The organism is Acidocella sp., assembly GCF_027352905.1.
Lineage (GTDB): Bacteria > Pseudomonadota > Alphaproteobacteria > Acetobacterales > Acetobacteraceae > Acidocella.
In genome coordinates, this window is sequence record NZ_DAIEIF010000013.1 from 68546 (window position 1) to 84376 (window position 15831).

The 15831-nt window shown below is 56.1% G+C and carries 15 protein-coding genes; 14 read left to right on the top strand and 1 reads right to left on the bottom strand.

What is annotated here, in order from left to right:
- Positions 1 to 3 precede the first annotated feature (3 nt).
- Together M7H45_RS01370 and M7H45_RS01375 are read left to right on the top strand one after the other, a co-directional pair.
- On the top strand, positions 4 to 771 hold the full coding sequence (locus tag M7H45_RS01370; protein ID WP_298213950.1) for an N-formylglutamate amidohydrolase: 768 nt from the start codon (positions 4 to 6) through the stop codon (positions 769 to 771).
- Positions 768 to 3314 carry a glycosyltransferase family 2 protein gene (locus M7H45_RS01375; RefSeq protein ID WP_298213952.1) on the top strand — a complete coding sequence of 849 codons (2547 nt, stop codon included), beginning with the start codon at positions 768 to 770 and terminating at the stop codon, positions 3312 to 3314. The genes M7H45_RS01370 and M7H45_RS01375 overlap by 4 nt, the downstream gene beginning before the upstream one ends.
- 24 nt (positions 3315 to 3338) lie before the next feature.
- On the opposite strand, the gene M7H45_RS01380 is transcribed toward M7H45_RS01375, so the two are convergent.
- Positions 3339 to 3671 (bottom strand): helix-turn-helix domain-containing protein, encoded by a 333-nt coding sequence (locus M7H45_RS01380; RefSeq protein WP_298213954.1) that lies wholly within the window; start codon positions 3669 to 3671, stop codon positions 3339 to 3341.
- A 378-nt stretch (positions 3672 to 4049) separates the two neighbouring features.
- On the opposite strand from M7H45_RS01380, the gene M7H45_RS01385 reads away from it, so the two are divergent.
- The 12 genes from M7H45_RS01385 (at position 4050) to M7H45_RS01445 (ending at position 15830) form a co-directional block, all read left to right on the top strand.
- On the top strand, positions 4050 to 4475 hold the full coding sequence (locus M7H45_RS01385) for a DUF6362 family protein (RefSeq protein WP_298213956.1): 426 nt from the start codon (positions 4050 to 4052) through the stop codon (positions 4473 to 4475).
- A 58-nt stretch (positions 4476 to 4533) separates the two neighbouring features.
- A complete protein-coding gene (gene terL / locus M7H45_RS01390) occupies positions 4534 to 5943 on the top strand; it encodes a phage terminase large subunit (protein WP_298213958.1) in 1410 nt (469 codons plus the stop codon).
- A 20-nt stretch (positions 5944 to 5963) separates the two neighbouring features.
- Positions 5964 to 7358: a phage portal protein gene (locus M7H45_RS01395; RefSeq protein ID WP_298213960.1), complete on the top strand. Its 1395-nt coding sequence runs from the start codon at positions 5964 to 5966 to the stop codon at positions 7356 to 7358.
- On the top strand, positions 7355 to 7744 hold the full coding sequence (locus M7H45_RS01400; RefSeq protein ID WP_298213962.1) for a hypothetical protein: 390 nt from the start codon (positions 7355 to 7357) through the stop codon (positions 7742 to 7744). The genes M7H45_RS01395 and M7H45_RS01400 overlap by 4 nt, the downstream gene beginning before the upstream one ends.
- A gap of 85 nt (positions 7745 to 7829) precedes the next feature.
- Entirely contained in the window at positions 7830 to 9152 is a 1323-nt protein-coding gene (locus tag M7H45_RS01405; RefSeq protein ID WP_298213964.1) for a DUF4043 domain-containing protein, read from the top strand.
- Positions 9153 to 9471: 319 nt separating this feature from the next.
- Positions 9472 to 9867, top strand: coding sequence for a hypothetical protein (locus M7H45_RS01410; protein WP_298213966.1), 396 nt, complete (start codon positions 9472 to 9474; stop codon positions 9865 to 9867).
- Between the two features lie 615 nt (positions 9868 to 10482).
- Complete coding sequence (locus M7H45_RS01415; protein ID WP_298213968.1) at positions 10483 to 11346, top strand: hypothetical protein; 864 nt, start codon at positions 10483 to 10485, stop codon at positions 11344 to 11346.
- Between the two features lie 151 nt (positions 11347 to 11497).
- Entirely contained in the window at positions 11498 to 13060 is a 1563-nt protein-coding gene (locus tag M7H45_RS01420) for a phage tail protein (RefSeq protein ID WP_298213970.1), read from the top strand.
- Positions 13061 to 13073: 13 nt separating this feature from the next.
- Positions 13074 to 13502 (top strand): hypothetical protein, encoded by a 429-nt coding sequence (locus M7H45_RS01425; protein ID WP_298213971.1) that lies wholly within the window; start codon positions 13074 to 13076, stop codon positions 13500 to 13502.
- The gene (locus M7H45_RS01430) at positions 13499 to 13804 is read left to right on the top strand and encodes a hypothetical protein (protein WP_298213973.1); all 306 of its coding nucleotides are present in this window, start codon (positions 13499 to 13501) and stop codon (positions 13802 to 13804) included. The genes M7H45_RS01425 and M7H45_RS01430 overlap by 4 nt, the downstream gene beginning before the upstream one ends.
- Positions 13805 to 13981: 177 nt before the next feature.
- A complete protein-coding gene (locus M7H45_RS01435; RefSeq protein ID WP_298213975.1) occupies positions 13982 to 14677 on the top strand; it encodes a hypothetical protein in 696 nt (231 codons plus the stop codon).
- A gap of 175 nt (positions 14678 to 14852) precedes the next feature.
- Positions 14853 to 15830 (top strand): hypothetical protein, encoded by a 978-nt coding sequence (locus M7H45_RS01445; protein WP_298213979.1) that lies wholly within the window; start codon positions 14853 to 14855, stop codon positions 15828 to 15830.
- Position 15831 lies beyond the last annotated feature (1 nt).

The window sequence follows — 15831 nt, forward strand, 5'->3', positions numbered from 1 at the left end:
CGCATGGGATTGCTGCATCACGACGAGCCGCCCGCCTATGAAATCGAGCGGCCGGCGGGGGTCAGTCCATTTCTGCTGACCGCGGACCATGCCGGGCGGCTGATCCCCCGTATTCTGGGCGATCTAGGTTTGCCGGAGGCCGAGCGCGCGCGGCATATCGCCTGGGATATTGGCATTGGCGGGGTGACGCGGCGGCTGAGCGAGGCGCTGGATGCCACGGCCATTTTGCAGAACTACTCCCGCCTGGTGGTGGATTGCAACCGCCAGCCCGGCGTGGCGAGCGCCTTTCCCCAACTAAGCGAGGCGACGCCGGTGCCTGGAAATGCGGCGCTGGACAAGGTGGCGAAGGCAGCACGGCTGGCTGCGATTTTCGACCCCTATCATGGCGCCATCCATAGGGTGATCGCGGCGCGGCCGCGCACGGTCTATGTGGCGATGCACAGCTTCACCCCGGTTTATTTGGGGCAAGCGCGCTCAATGGACATTGCCGTTCTATATAACCGCAATCCCCGTCTTTCCCGGGAATTGGCGGCGCTGTTGCGGGGTGAAGGCGGGCTTGTAGTGGCGGAAAACGCGCCCTACCGGGTAAGCGATGAAACGGATTACGGCGTGCCGGTCCATGCCGAGCGCGGCGGCCTCGATTACGTGGAAATCGAGATCCGCCAAGATCTCATCGCCGAGGCGGCGGGGCAGGAACAATGGGCCGAGCGGTTGGCACGGCTGCTTCCGGCGGCGCTGTCGCGGCTGGATGGGGGCAGGGTGATGGCATGACCATGAAAAGACCGGGGCGCGAGAAAGCCGCTACCATGCCGGTGCGGAAGCCCGAGCGCAATTTACTATCCTTTCTCGACAGGGCCGAGGAGGGGGTTCTCAGTGGCTGGGCGGTGGATTTCGACAACCCGGCCGAAAGCCTCAAACTACGGGTGATCATCGATGACGTGATCACTGATGTACTGGATTGCGATCTGCGCCGCGAGGATAGCCGGCTTGTCAATCTCGCCAACGACAGGATTGGCTTTACCTACGAAATCCCGGCCCGGTTCCGCGACGGTGTGCATCACCGCCTGTGCTTCGCGACGCTGGACGGCGCGCTGATGCCCATAGGCTCCCGCGCGGGCGGCGCGGGGTTTGAATATAATTTCGTGCTCGAAGAGCCGGTGCGGTTGTTGGCCGTGGTGGATGGCTTGGTGGACGGGCTGATTCAGGGCTGGGCGCTGCGGGTGGATGACCGTGCGGGCACCAAGACGGGAGGCGTGCGCTTGCTGGCGATGCATGAAGGCCAGCCGGTGGCCGAGGTGCTGGCCGACCAGTTTCGAGGTGATGTCGCCGAGGCGCTCGGCGCGGATTCGGCGTGCGGCTTTGCTTTTGCCCTGCCGCCGGAATTGCGCTGCCGTGAAAGGCTGGAGATAAAAATATTTTCTCTGCCTGAACGTGAGGAGCTGAGCGGCAGCCCGCTGGAGATTACGTTTCCCGGCGATTCCGCGCGAGAGAAGATCGAGGCGCTGATCCGCCGAACCGATGAATTGTTCAGCTTCGCCTATCATCTGAAAAAGGAACTCAAGGCGGCGATTCCGCGCGAGCGTTTTCTTCTTGCCGATTATTCCCGTTGGGCGCTGGAATCCCGCCAGCTGGCTCTGCCGCGCAGCCTAGCGCGTTATGGCAGGGCGGATGTGGGGGATACGCTGGTCTCACTGATCTGTCCCGTTTACCGGCCGGGTCTGGGTGATTTTCTTGCAGCGATTGATTCGGTACGGGCGCAGACCCACCCCAACTGGGAGTTACTGCTGGTGGACGATGCCAGCGGAGATAAGGCTTTGGCCGCAGTTTTGGAGGAGTTGGAGGGGGCGGAGCCGCGCATTCGGGTGATCCGGCGCGGGCGCAACGGCGGCATCGCCCGGGCGACAAATGACGGGCTCAAGGCGGCGCGGGGCGCTTTCATTGGATTTTTCGATCATGATGATTTGCTGGAGCCAGAAGCTCTGAAAATCATGCTGCTGGCGCAGGCGGCGACGGGCGCGAAACTGCTTTATTCGGATGAGGACAAGGTTGAACGGGGCGGGGCTTTGAGCGAACCGCATTTCAAGCCCGATTTCAACTACCGTCTTCTTCTCGATATCAATTATATCTGCCATTTCGTGATGGTAGAGGCGGCGGCCTTGAGCAGGGTGGGAGCGCTGGATCCCAAACTGGACGGGGCCCAGGACCATGATCTGCTGTTGCGGCTGAGCGAGACATTGGAGCCGGAACAGATCCATCACGTCGCCGAAATTCTTTATCATTGGCGCAAGACGGCGAGTTCAACCGCGGCGGCGGGAACTGGCGCCAAGCCGAAGGCGGCTCTGGCCGGGGCCAAGGCGGTAGCGGCGCATCTCGCCCGCCGGAGCCTGACCGCGACGGTAGAGCCGCGCGGCGGCCTAACTTGTTACCAAGTGGAATGGAAATTGCCGGCGGCGCAGATTAAAAAAACGGGCGTCACCATCCTCATTCCCTACCGCGACCATGTGGAGATGACAAGAGAATGCGTAGAGGCGATCCGCCAAAACACCAAAGGAGTGAATTACGAAATCCTTCTTCTCGATAACTGGTCCACTACGCCCGAGGCGGCGCGCTTTGCCTCCGCCCAGGCGAATATCCAGGGAACCAGGGTTTTGCATATTGCCGAGCCGTTCAATTATTCCCGTATTAATAATATAGGCGTGAGCGAGGCACGCCAGGAATTTTTGCTGTTTATGAATAATGACGTGTTCGTGCGCGAACCGGACTGGCTGCGGCGGATGCTGGATGAGATGCTGGCGGATGAGAAAATAGGGGCCGTGGGAGCCAAGCTGCTCTATCCGGACGGCACGGTGCAACATGCCGGGGTGGTGCTGGGCGTGGGCGGGGTGGCCGACCACGCGTTTCGCGGTCTGGCACGCAACGCACCCGGATATATGGCGCATGCGATTACCGCGCAGGAGGTTTCCGCGGTGACGGCGGCATGTATGCTGGTGCGCAAGGCCGCATTTGACCAGGTGGGAAGGTTCGATGAAAAAGAGCTTTCCATAGCTTTTAACGATGTGGATTTATGCGTGAAGCTGCGCCAGGCGGGGTGGAAGATCATTTACACACCAGATGCGGTGGCCGAGCATCGGGAGAGCATTAGCCGGGGCGACGATTTCGACCAGGCGAAGCTGGCGCGGTTTATGTTCGAGAACGAGGTAATGCGGCAGCGCTACGCCGATGTGCTGCCGAACGATCCCTATTATAATCAACATTTTTCGCGCGAGGGCGGGGTTTACCGAGAGTTGCGATTGCTGCGCCTGGGCAAGGATTAGCCCAAACGCGCCGGCCGCTTAAACTCACACCTTGGCAAGGCGGCGCGCGGTGAGCAGGAGCACGCGCCGGTCTTCGGGCGCACAGGCGCGGTAAAGCCGCATCAGCGCCAATTCATCGCCTGTGAGAGAGCCGGTTTCCCCCGAGACCAAATAGCCAAGCGACGTGTTGAGCGCTTTGGCGATTTTTTCTATGTTTTCACGGATTTGACCGGCGCGGTCCGTCTCCCATTGGGCGATCGCGGAGCGAGAAACGCTGAGTTTTGCCGCGAGTTCGTCTTGCGTCATGTTCGCGGCGAGGCGCAGTGCCCGGATCCGGGCACCCACGGTTTCGGGTGGAGGCTGTTTCTTGGATGGCATAATTCATTCTAACGCCAGGTCTTAAAAACACAACGTTAGTTTAGCTTGACATCTATTGTTAGCATAAATAACGTATGGCATCGAACGTGAGGTGAGACATGCCGCAAGCGAGAGAATGGACCCAAGACGCCGACCGCGTGATTTGTGAGATGCGCGGAGCAGGAGAGACCTGGGCGGCGATTGGCCGTGAGCTGGGATTGTCCCGAAATACCGTCATCGAGCGTGGGCGGCGCCTACGCGCTTTTGCTCCGCCTCGCCCGCCCCCTGTACTGAAAGGCGCTGATGAGGAAGGACTGGATGATCCAAACAGGCAGCCTTTACGCGCGGGCCACCCTTTGACCTGGGGTCTTTTGACCGATGCGCCCTTTCCTGGAGAAGATGAACATGACAAATGATAGGTTGAACGTTGAAGCTCTCGTTCTAAGGCTTGAGGAGGCGGGCGCGACGCTGCTGGCCATGCCGGCGAGAGGCTATTCGACGGGATTAAAGCAGATCCGGCTCGATGTGGTGCATACGGCGCTAGACGCCTATGGCTGGGAAGGCGCGCGGCTGCGCGCCCCCGCCCCGCCTGCCGCTGCTGTTTCTCGCATGGATGAGGCGTTTTCTTGGCTGCTGTTCATACCTGATAGGCAATATGTTCTGCGGAGGATCGCTGGAGCGAGGGCGCTTGTGCATCCTCTGACGGGACGGCATCTCTACCCTTGGCGCCGATTGGGTAAGCTGCTCGGCGCGGACCATAAATCCGTTCAGAGATGGCATGGGCAAGCCATGGACATGATCACGCGCGCATTGTCAGAAAGATAAAAAAACTAACAAGACGATATTTTTACATTGCCCACCTGCCCCACTTTGACGTAAAGACATGGCTACACTGGTTCTACTGAACAAGAGCGGGGCGGTTATCGGCAGAACGGGCAAGGCGGCAGGGTTTCTGGCTTTCTCCCGCCGTGCGATGCGGGAGGTGGCGCAAAAACCGGCTCCCCACCATGAATTGCTGATCACCGAACTGGAAGGCCTTGCCCAGGGCCGGTGTGACCGGCTGATGGTGCAGATGCCGCCTGGTTCTGCCAAGTCAACCTACGGATCAGTGCTGTTTCCGGCGTGGTTCATGGCACGGCGGAAAGAAACCCAGGTGATCGCGGCGGCGCATACCGCATCGCTCGCCCATTATTTCGGAGGCCGGGTGAAGGCGGCGCTCGCCCGGCATGGCGGCTGGCTGGGTGTGGAAATAGCGCCGACGGCCAAGGCGGCTTCCCGCTTCGCCCTGGCGGCTGGACAGGAATATTTTTCCGCCGGTGTGCGGGGGCCGATTACGGGACGCCGAGCGGACCTGATCGTGATCGATGACCCGGTAAAGAATTGGGCTGAGGCGGAAAGCCAAGTGGCGCGGGACATGTTGTTTGACTGGTACCGGGCCGAGTTGACTGCGCGCCTGAAACCTGGCGGGCGGATCGTTCTTATCATGACGCGCTGGCACGAGGACGATCTGGCCGGGCGGTTGCTGGCCACCGAGACCGGATGGCGTTGCCTCCGCCTGCCTGCTTTGGCCGAAGTGGATGACCCGCTGGGCCGGGCTCCAGGGGAACCGCTATGGCCGGAATCGCAGGGGTTGGAAGCCCTGCAACGCCGTCGCCAGGAGACGGGAGAGCGAACCTTTGCCGCCATGTACCAGCAGGCGCCGCGCCCGAGCGAGGCGGAGCTCTTTCGGGTCGGTGGTATTGTAAGGCTGATCGTAGCGCCTGAGTTGCGAATGAGCATCAGGGCTTGGGACCTTGCCGGGAGCCTGCCGGGACCCGGCCGCCGCCCCGATTACACGGTGGGCTTGAAACTGGGCGTGACGGCGGATGATCGGCTGGTGGTTCTGGACGTATTGCGCGTGCAGGAAACGCCCGCCCAAGTGGAGGCGCGAATCCGTGATACGGCCCGGCTGGATGGACCGGGTGTGATCATCTCCCTGCCTCAGGACCCTGGCCAGGCGGGAGCCGCCCAGATCGCGATGCTTACGCGCGGTTTGGCTGGGTTCAAGGTGATCTCCAGCCCGGAGCGTGAACCGAAAAGGGTGCGAGCCATGCCTGCCGCCACGCAAGTGGATGGGGGAAATCTCGCGATCCTCGCCGCGCCCTGGAATGATGCTTTTCTAGCCGAAATGCGCGGGTTTCCGCATGGAGCAAATGACGATCAAATTGATGCGCTAGCCCGGGCCGTGAACAGCTTGGCTATTTTGACACCGCAACCGGCGCGGCGATTGACTGTGCCACTTTTGAGCCGCTGAGCAGGAGTTATGAACGCTTTATGTTCGAGACGATTTGCGATGCCATCCCCGTGGACAGGGCGCTGCCAGCTAGGGTCGCGCGGCTAGAGGCCCTGCGGCGCGTCCTGGATGGGACCCTTTATGACAATCTTCCTTATCAATTTCATGAGGAACGCAACGGGGCGGGGGAGTATATTCCGTTGCGGTTGCGTCGTCCCTCCGTACGCTACGGATTGTGCCGGGTAGTGGTTGAAGATTCCGTAGCGCTATTGTTCAGCGCTGGGCATTTTCCTGCCATTGAATCACCGGATGAAAACACCTCCCGGATTTTGAGCGGACTCCTCACCGAGGCGAGGTTGAACGAGGTGATGATTGATGCGGCTCTGCGCGGCTCGGTCGGGTCTGTGGCGGTGTTGTTTCGGGTGTTAAGTGGACGGATATTTTTTTCCGTCCTGGAGAGCCTTTACCTCACCCCGGTATGGAGCGCGACGGCGCCGGACGAACTGGCGCGGGTGACCGAGAGATATAAGGTGAACGGCGCCGATTTGCTGGCCCAGGGATATGAGGACGTCGACCCAACCGGGCTCTACTGGTTTCAGCGCATTTGGGACGCGCAAACCGAGACTTGGTTTCTACCCTGGCCAATCGATATGGCGATGGCCGCGCCGGTAAAGGATGAGAGTCGAAGTGTCGAGCATGGGCTCGGGTTTGTCCCCTTGGTGTGGATCAAGAATCTTCCCGGCGGCGAAGGTGTTGACGGTGCGTGTACATTCCGGTCTGCGATCGAGACAAATATAGAAATAGACTACCAGCTGAGCCAGGCGGGACGGGGGTTGAAATACAGTTCTGACCCGACTTTGCTAATCAAGGAGCCGGCTACAAGTGACAACGAAATCATCAAAGGCGCAGGAAATGCACTTGTGGTTTCAGAAAAGGGAGACGCCAAGCTACTGGAGATTGGTGGGACGGCTGCGGAGGCAGTGATCTCTTATGTACGGACATTACGAGAGTTCGCACTGGAGAGCGTGCATGGAAATCGGGCGAGCGCTGAAAAACTGGCGGCGCCACAATCCGGACGGGCGCTGGAACTGATGAATCAGGGCCTAATCTGGCTCGCTGACAATCTTCGAATTTCCTATGGTGAGGGTGGCATATTGGCGCTGGCCGGAATGGTTGTGAAAGCATCGAATATTTTTCAACTGAGTATGCGTGGCGAGGCGGTGCCGGCCCTTGATCGTAACCAGACGCTCGGCCTGCGCTGGCCGCGATGGTACCCACTTTCCGCTGATGACCGGCTTAAGGAGGCGCAGGCTGTGGCGACACTGGCGAATGCGGGACAAATTTCGCGTGGGGCTGCTGTTAAGGCTACAGCAGCAATGAATGATATCAAAGATATTGAAGCAGAATTGAATGCGATTGAACAGGACGCTCCATGACTGATGAAGTCGATAGTACCGAGAATTGGCAATTGCGGGCGGAGGCAGCTGAGGCGGCCCTGGTGCAGATGCAAAAAGAAGTCATGGAAAAAATTGTGCGCGCTGAATTGAAGGCGGAAGCGATAAAGGCGGGAATGATCGATCTCGATGGTTTGAAATTAATTGAAACAGATAAACTGAACGTGACCGAGACGGGAGAACTAAAGGATGCCGCAGCCGTACTCGCACAACTGAAACGAGCGAAGCCTTGGCTTTTTCCCGGTGGGAAATCATCCTCGTCTGCTGCCACCGCGCCCCGGCCGGAACCGCCGCGGCCCCGCCACGCCAATGAGATGAGCCGCGAGGAATGGCTAAACGCGCGCGCCGCGCTGGTACGGCGCCGCTAGGCAGAAGCAAAATCGTCGTCTCGTTGTGCCCGCCGCCAAGGCGGACGCCGGGATTTACGCCTGAACTTTGGAGATAGTACAAACGATGGGAATTCAAAATTTTCCGGCTGTGCTCCAGCCAATTATTCTACAGGGATTTTTGGAGAGAGAGTTTGAAACCTCTCTAAAATCACGCTTGGGATACCGGATGATCGCCGACCGCGAGGAGTTTTCTGTGGGGATCGGCGAGACACTGACTAAGACGCGTGCTGGATTAAAGCCGAGCGTCACCACGCCTCTAGCCGCCGCCAGCAATACAAATCTTGATAACGGGTTGGTTTCCAGCAATTGGGGCGTAGAGCAATACACGATCTCGCTGAATTTTTATGCCGCGACCCAGGACTTGAATATGGTGACAAGCCGGGTCGGCATTGCGTCACAGTTTTTGCAGAATGCTGCCACGAATGGTGAGCAAGCGGCACGCAGCCTTGATGAACTTGCCCGCAATGCTTTGTTTGCGCCTTATTTTGGTGGCAACAGTCGCGTCGTTCTCACGTTGGGCAGCGCCGCTCCCAACATCGAAGTGGATGACATCCGTGGATTTCAAACCGTATTCACGAACGGGGTGCAGCAGCCGGTTTCCGCCAGCGCACCGCTTTCCGTAACCGTGGGCAGCAATGTCTATACCCTTACAGGGGCGACGCCGGACGCGACCAATACGTCAACCGCGCCAAACGGAATTTCTGGGCAATTAACATTCTCCACAAATGTGACCATAGCTGACGGCACGGCAGGGAATACGGTTAAGGCGGCGACGGCGAGTGCCATTGTGCGTCCGGCCGGGCGGCTGACCACCGCCGCGCTGCAGGCTACCGACACGCTAACCATGGCCAGTCTTCTGGACGCAGTCGCCCTATTGCGACGTAACGCCGTACCGACGGTGGAGGGTGTGTATAACTGCTATCTTGACCCAGTCTCGGCGCGGCAGCTTTTTGGCGATGCAGACTTCAAGCAATTATTCACTGGCGCAACATCTTCAAACCCAATTTTTCAGCAGGGTATGGTAAGCGATTTCCTTGGTCTGCGTTTCATCACCACTACGGAAGCCTATGTGCAGGCGCACCCATCAATAGCCGGATTGAATGTCCGTCGCCCAATCGTCTGCGGACAGGGGGCATTGATTGAAGGTGATTTCTCCGGCATGGCCGCGGATGATGTAGCTCCTAAAGACAGCTTGGTGCAAGTGATCGACGGGGTGGCAATGGTGACGAGAGAGCCGGTTGACCGTTTACAGCAGATTATCGCGCAAAGCTGGTACTGGATTGGCGGGTTTTGCGCACCCTCCGATACCACCACAACGCCCCTTACCGTGCCAACCGCTACCAATGCTAACTACAAGCGAGCAGTGATGCTCGAGCATGTCGGCTAAGGAGCCAACGGATGGCGACAGGTTTAACACAGCCATTCCGTCCAGCAGGGACGGCGATGGCGGCGGCCACCACAACCAGTACGAACATTCCATTAGCGGGAAGCGGCCAAGCGTTGCTGGTATATAATTCAACCACTGCTATAGCGTTCTTCCGGCTGGGAAGAGCCTCTGCCCTGAGTGCCAGCGTGGCTGACACACCAGTGCCGCCAGGGGGAAGAATGCTTGTAGATGCTGGACCTTTCGTGACAAATGCTGCTGTGTTGCTGAGTGCCGGTACTGGAAACGTCTATTTTACCCTCGGTGATGGGGATGCGTATTGATGAGCGGTTCTCCACCCGCGTCTTTCACCGACGCACAGAAAACAGACATCCGCCGGTTTTGCGGTTATTCCGCCTACGGGGCCGGCGCAGCAGGGTTCAGTTCCTGGCGATTTTTTCAATCTTATGGAACTCTCGAATATCGACTGAACAACCTGGCACCAGCAGAGATGGCAGTGGTCTTACAATATATTTCTACCCTTGCATCGCTTGAAGCGTCGATTCCGCCTATTTCCGAAAATCTAGATACCGAGAGCGCTGCGGCCTGGACCCATAATGCTGCGGAGTTGCGAGACAGAAATGCTCTATTCGACGGCTGGCGACGGCGGCTGTGCGGATTTCTCGGTGTGGCTCCCGGCGCCGCTCTTGCCGAGTGCGGCATGACGCTGGTGGTATGAGATGGATGGGTTGCGCCTGGCTGATCGGCTGGCTTATGGCGCGGGGTGTGCCGCGAGACGGACTGGGTTTTGGTATGACGCGTATCGCCCGGACGGTCTGGCAGCGCCGCTGAACCCGGCAAACCGGTTCATGAGGTTATGCGTGGCTTTTGTGTTGCCCAGCGGGGCAGTTAACAGCCCCGCAGGCCTGACGACACCGTACCGGCAAGCTTGGGTAGATTGGTCTTATCTGCGGGTAGGCGACTATCTCTCTGGGCCGGACGGCGTGGCGTTTGTGGCGGCGATGGAACCGCCAAAGCCAATGCTGGCAGTTATGACAAACGCGTGCATCAGCTTGGCAAGGCCGGGTGTTACGGCAACTGTAGGGCTGAATGAGTATGGCACGATGGAACCCGGGGCCGAGATACCCTTGGTTACGGACTATCCCGCCAGCTTGCTGGTAGGCGGCGGTAGTGGCGACCGTACCCGGAATGGCCTCCCTGATGATACCAAAGTTCCGGGAGTAACGGCCCTATTGCCCATGGTGGCTGGCGTAGTGCCACGGGTTGCGGATATTCTTAGCAATCAACGAGGAGAGCGCTTTGCCGTAAGCAGTGTGGAAGAATTATCTGGCATATGGCGGATTTTTGTTGTGCAGGCGGTGCGCTGATGGCAGATCAAACGGATGTAGAAGCAGCCCTTGCATCGATTGTGGCGAACGTATTGTACCCAGAAGGAACCGCAACGGCAAGCGTAGTAGGACCGGACTGCAAAATTTATCGTGGCTGGCCGATGGCACCGGCACTGGATACCGATTTAGCAAAAGGAATGGCCCATATTTCGGTTAGCGCGACCGATGCACCCATACGGAATGTGACGCGCTACCCTAGGGTTTGGCAGAGCTTGACGCCGCCAACTGGAACACTAACGGTTAACGTGAATGAGGTTTCGGCATCATTTTTTGGGACTTGTTCTCCAGGGTTGCTGGCAGGAGTGCTAGTCGATGGCGAGGCCTATCCATATGCCGTCCAAGAGAATGACAGCGCTGCAACAGTGGCGAGCAATTTGGCCGTACTGTTGCGAGAGGGCGGCTGGATTGTCAACTACAGCGGAACAAGTTTGATGGTGCCAGAGGCAACCCGTTTCCAGGCGCGGGTAGTTAGGGGAATGCAGTCTTTGCAGGAAGTAAGACGTCAGGCTCAAGACTTCCGGGTTGCAATGTGGTGCCCCACGCCGATGCTCCGGGATATGATAGCGCCGGTTGTAGATGCTGCACTCATGAAAAATAATTTTATTGCTTTGCCAGATGGTTCATTCGCGCGTTTGCGTTTTGCTAACAGCTTAACCACCGATGAAAGCGCTAATGCTTCCCTCTATAGACGTGACCTTATGTATGCCGTCGAATATCCGACAACCTACGCGCAAACGACACCCGCAATGCTATTAGGAGTAATGACGGCCACCGTCAATTCGGCTGTGCTGGGAACATATCAAAGCTGAGGCAATAATGAATTATCATCTCGTGGTATTGAAACCGTTTGGCACATTCAAACGGGGAGATTTGATTAAAGATACTACGCTAGTCCAGTCAATTCTGACTGGTGGGAATGCGAATTATGTGGTGCGCATATTGGCGAAGGGAAGCTAAGCCATGCCGATCGTTCAGCAAAGCGCTATTAATACTACTGCGCTGGTGGTGCCTGACCTTTATGTGCAGATCGTACCACCCCAGTCATTATTACTCAATGGCGTGCCGACCGATATTGTGGGTGTGGTGGGGACAGCGAGTTGGGGGCCTGTAGGCGAACCTGTGGTCATCGGCAGCATGAACGACTATGCCGCAGCGTTTGGGCCGGTGATGGCTCGAAAATATGACCTGGGTACCCAGATAGCAACTGCGGTCCAGCAGGGCGCAGCGAATTTCCGCTGCGTACGAGTAACAGATGGAACAGACAGCGCCGCCAGCCTAGAAATTTTAGGCGCAGTGATTTTTACGGCCGCTTATACTGGCAGCACGGGAAATGGCCTGATCGTAACGCTTGGAAATGGATCCGCGGCCAATAGCTGGCGTTTGACCATAACTCTTCCTGGCCAAAGCCCAGAAATTTTTGATAACCTGAGCGGGTCAGGGGCACAGTTCTGGGATAACCTTGCGAACGCCGTAAACAATGGCAACGGCGTTCTACGTGGACCCTCCCAGCTAGTAGTCGCTTCGGCACAATCCGTTCAGGCTGTGCCGGTAAGCGGATCATACCCGTTCTCGGCCGGAACACCAGGCAGTGATGGCGCCAATAGCGTAACGGCCGCAACTCTGATAGGAAACGATACTCCGCCAAGAAGAGGAATGTACGCGCTGCGCAACCAAGGATGTGCCATTGGCCTGCTAGCAGATGCAGATGACCCCGCCTCATGGAGCGTTCAGATGGAAATGGGGCTGTCAGAAAGCATGTATATGATTTTGACAGGCCCGGCGGGGGATACGATCGATAATGCAGTCATTGTAAAGGGAGAGGCTGGCATCGATTCCTATGCTGCTAAAATGATGTTTGGAGACTGGATATATTGGAATGATTTAACTAACTCCGTCATTAGGTTAGTTTCGCCCCAAGGATTCGTCGCGGGACGGCTGGCGAATTTATCGCCAGAACAATCATCTCTCAATAAGCAAGTTTATGGCGCAATAGGGACGCAGAAGTCCGGCCAGCCGGGCGGCGCGACCGTCACCTCCTACGCGAGTGCTGACCTGGAGACATTGCTGAGCGCGGGAATTGATGTAATAGCAAACCCCCAACCGGGAGGAGCCTATTGGGGCGTGCGCGGCGGGCATAATAGTTCATCTTCTGCAGCCGTGAACGGCGACAATTATACACGACTTACCAATTATATTGCCGCCACTTTACAGGCAGGTATGGGCGGATATGTTGGTCAATTAGTGAATTCAACCTTATTCCAAAATATTCGTGCGACTCTTCTTTCATACCTGAATGGCCTTCTACAGCAGGGTATATTGGGTAGAACGGACGGGAGTTTGCCTTTCACGGTTGTGTGTGACGTCAGCAATAACCCGCCCAGCCGTACCGCACTTGGTTACGTACAAGCTGATGTTCAAATACGGTACCAAGCGATCAATGAGAAATTTATTGTTAATGTTCAAGGCGGCCAAACCGTCCAAGTCTCTGTACAGACAAGCTCAACCGCGCCGATCAACGGCTGAAGGAGTTTAAATTATGCCGTTCAATACGTTTTCGGTTGGTAGTGATTGCCAAATCGTGGTTATGGGTCCATTTGGTCGAGTTGACCTGGCCCATGTGACGGGTTTTGAGGCACAACAGATTACGCAGCCTTTGCGGGTAGACAGATTGGATGGGGTATTGCTGGCCGCTGAATTGCCGAAGGGATGGAATGGCAGTTTCATGCTAGATCGCGGGTCCTCGGCCGTAGATGATTTCATTGCCCAGCTTGAGGCGGCGTACTATAACGGCCAAACAATAAATGGTGGTACGTTATACCAGTATATTGACGAACCTGACGGTTCGACTTCAACCTATCAATTCAATAACGCAGTATTCAAACTGGCTTCTGCAGGAGTTTACAAAGGTGATGCTCCGGTGGCGCAGCGTCTTGATTTTTATGCTTCAACGAGGACGAAAGTATGAGCCCTGTTTCAGTAACTGATAAGGCGGGGCGGATATTAGAATTGCGTCGGTTTGGTGTTCTCGATCAGTTAAGGCTATATAAAGCACTTGGGCCTGAACTTTCCGAAAATCGAGCATATCTTGGATTAGCGCGAGTTGCAGCTGTCGTGGCGGTAGTCGACGGCGTTCCTTTACCGTTTCCTATACATGAGGCGGCGATCGAGGCGGCGTTAGAGAGGCTAGGCGAGGACGGTGTACAAGCCGTGGGCGAAGCTCTGCTCGAAAACGAGACAAGTGATCTTGCGGCACAAGCGGGAAACTAACTCGGCACCCTGCACTAACAGATTGCTTATATCTTGTGCGGTGCGGGGTGCCCTTCGAGATTGCATTTGCACTCGATGAAGTCGAGCGGCTAGCCTTTATTGTCGCTCTAGGCACACTAGAAGGCCGAGTATTTAACTGGACGCGGTTGGGTTGGCAGGAAGATTAAGGAAGTAGCTATGGGACAAATCGTTCTCTCCTTGGGCGATGTTTCGTTCCGGGACATGGAAGTCCCAGAAGCAATCAATTTTGGTGGCAGTCAGCGCCTCGCGATACAGAATATGATCGGAGGCGGCCGTGTTGTTGAAGCAATGGGACTGGACGATGGAGAAATTTCCTTTTCAGGAATTTTTTCAGGTTCGGACGCGACTGCACGCGCGCAGCTTCTAGACACGGCCCGAGCCTTGGGTGCGCAATTACCACTCATATGGCAGGATTTTTACTACCTCGTCATTATTGCGCGCTTCAGTGCCGAATATAGAAAGCCAAATTTAATTCCATTCTCAATCACCTGTGCGGTAGTAACTGACCCACTGGCGGTGGCAGCGAATGCCGTGGCACCTCTCGCGAATTTAATCAGTGGCGATTTGGCGTTAGCTGCCACGCTAAGTGGCCAGGCCGGACTCTCGGCCTCGACACTAAGCGGAATGAGCCTAAGTGCCTTGAGCTTGGCGCAGACCAGCATTGCGGATGGCATAAACGAGAGCGGCACAGCCTTAAGAAGCGCAGCTACAGCTCTCAATACGGCTTTTTTACCCACGGCAGGTGTTAACGCGTTGGCGCGGATCGGCGCTAGCGCAAGCCAACTAGCGGCTTTGACTGGAATGTCAGGATTCATTAATCGAGCGGCAGCAAATATGATGTTAGGGGGTTAAATGCGAAGAGTTATCGTTGTGGCTGGGGGAAATCTTTTTTTTCTAGCTGCGCAATATTTGCAGGATGCTACACAATGGGTCCGAATTGCACAAGCAAATAACTTATCTGACCCGGTGTTGCAAGGTTTAACGACTCTGATAATTCCGGAGGTTGATCTAGCGGCTGGGGGTGGTATTGCCGCTTGAGAGACCAGGCGCACGGATCTTCATAAACGGAGAGCCTTTAGGGGGGCTCGTCGCTCTGGAGGTGCAAGCGCCGGGACCCTTTATGGCAGGAAGGTTTCGTGCAGTTTTTGCTATGGGGGATGCACCTTGCTTGTCAACAAACATGTGTGCCAAGCTCGGCTTAGTTCCGACCACATTAGAAGTATCCACCAATAGTCTGAGCTATACGACGCTCCTGAAAGGATTTACAGAAAATATCCGAATTGATGTACGAAAAAATATCGCAATTCTTAGCGGTCGCGATATAACTAGTATGATGATTGATAGCGAAATTTCCGAAACGTTTATCAATCAAACCGCGAGCGAGGTGGCGTTTACTATCGCCGCTCGTCATGGATTAGTTCCGAATATAACTGTCACGGAGCGGAGAGTAGGACAATATTGCCAAATAGATCACGCGCGGACCGGTCTTAACCTAGGGTCAAAATCTACAACGGAATGGAACTTACTTTGTCGACTCGCTGAGGCAGAAGGATTTTTGGTATCCGTGACAGGTGGAGTACTTAATTTCGGTCCTGCTTCGTCAAGTAGTGTAAGAACAGTAACCCTAGAAAAATTTATAGACCTTGATATCGATTATCTTACTGCATTACCAAAAATGGTTGCTGTCCGCTCATGGAACAGTTCAGAAAAGACAGCGATACAAGAAACAGCTGGATCTGGAGTCACAACAAATATCGTTGTGCCAAACGTGAAGGCTGGATTGGCAAAAAATACTGCCGTTAATTATCTGTCCTTAATGCGCCAGCATCAAAAAATTCTCTGCGGAAAAATGCGAGGGAATATAGATCTAGAGCCCGGATCAAATCTGTTATTAACAGGTACAAACTCGGATCTGGATGATACTTATATTGTAACCAGCCTACGACACCGCCTGAATGAACATGAAGGATTTGTTCAGATGGTACAGGCTTACGCAGTGGATTAGC

Excerpts from the sequence above, each read along its gene's own strand:
- M7H45_RS01410 (WP_298213966.1), top strand. The coding sequence starts at position 9,472 with ATGAGCGGTTCTCCACCCGCGTCTTTCACCGACGCACAGAAAACAGAC.
- M7H45_RS01425 (WP_298213971.1), top strand. The coding sequence starts at position 13,074 with ATGCCGTTCAATACGTTTTCGGTTGGTAGTGATTGCCAAATCGTGGTT.
- M7H45_RS01405 (WP_298213964.1), top strand. The coding sequence starts at position 7,830 with ATGGGAATTCAAAATTTTCCGGCTGTGCTCCAGCCAATTATTCTACAG.
- M7H45_RS01375 (WP_298213952.1), top strand. The coding sequence starts at position 768 with ATGACCATGAAAAGACCGGGGCGCGAGAAAGCCGCTACCATGCCGGTG.
- M7H45_RS01395 (WP_298213960.1), top strand. The coding sequence starts at position 5,964 with ATGTTCGAGACGATTTGCGATGCCATCCCCGTGGACAGGGCGCTGCCA.
- M7H45_RS01415 (WP_298213968.1), top strand. The coding sequence starts at position 10,483 with ATGGCGGATTTTTGTTGTGCAGGCGGTGCGCTGATGGCAGATCAAACG.
- M7H45_RS01385 (WP_298213956.1), top strand. The coding sequence starts at position 4,050 with ATGAACATGACAAATGATAGGTTGAACGTTGAAGCTCTCGTTCTAAGG.
- M7H45_RS01380 (WP_298213954.1), bottom strand. The coding sequence starts at position 3,671 with ATGCCATCCAAGAAACAGCCTCCACCCGAAACCGTGGGTGCCCGGATC.
- M7H45_RS01430 (WP_298213973.1), top strand. The coding sequence starts at position 13,499 with ATGAGCCCTGTTTCAGTAACTGATAAGGCGGGGCGGATATTAGAATTG.
- M7H45_RS01400 (WP_298213962.1), top strand. The coding sequence starts at position 7,355 with ATGACTGATGAAGTCGATAGTACCGAGAATTGGCAATTGCGGGCGGAG.
- M7H45_RS01370 (WP_298213950.1), top strand. The coding sequence starts at position 4 with ATGGGATTGCTGCATCACGACGAGCCGCCCGCCTATGAAATCGAGCGG.
- terL (WP_298213958.1), top strand. The coding sequence starts at position 4,534 with ATGGCTACACTGGTTCTACTGAACAAGAGCGGGGCGGTTATCGGCAGA.
- M7H45_RS01435 (WP_298213975.1), top strand. The coding sequence starts at position 13,982 with ATGGGACAAATCGTTCTCTCCTTGGGCGATGTTTCGTTCCGGGACATG.
- M7H45_RS01420 (WP_298213970.1), top strand. The coding sequence starts at position 11,498 with ATGCCGATCGTTCAGCAAAGCGCTATTAATACTACTGCGCTGGTGGTG.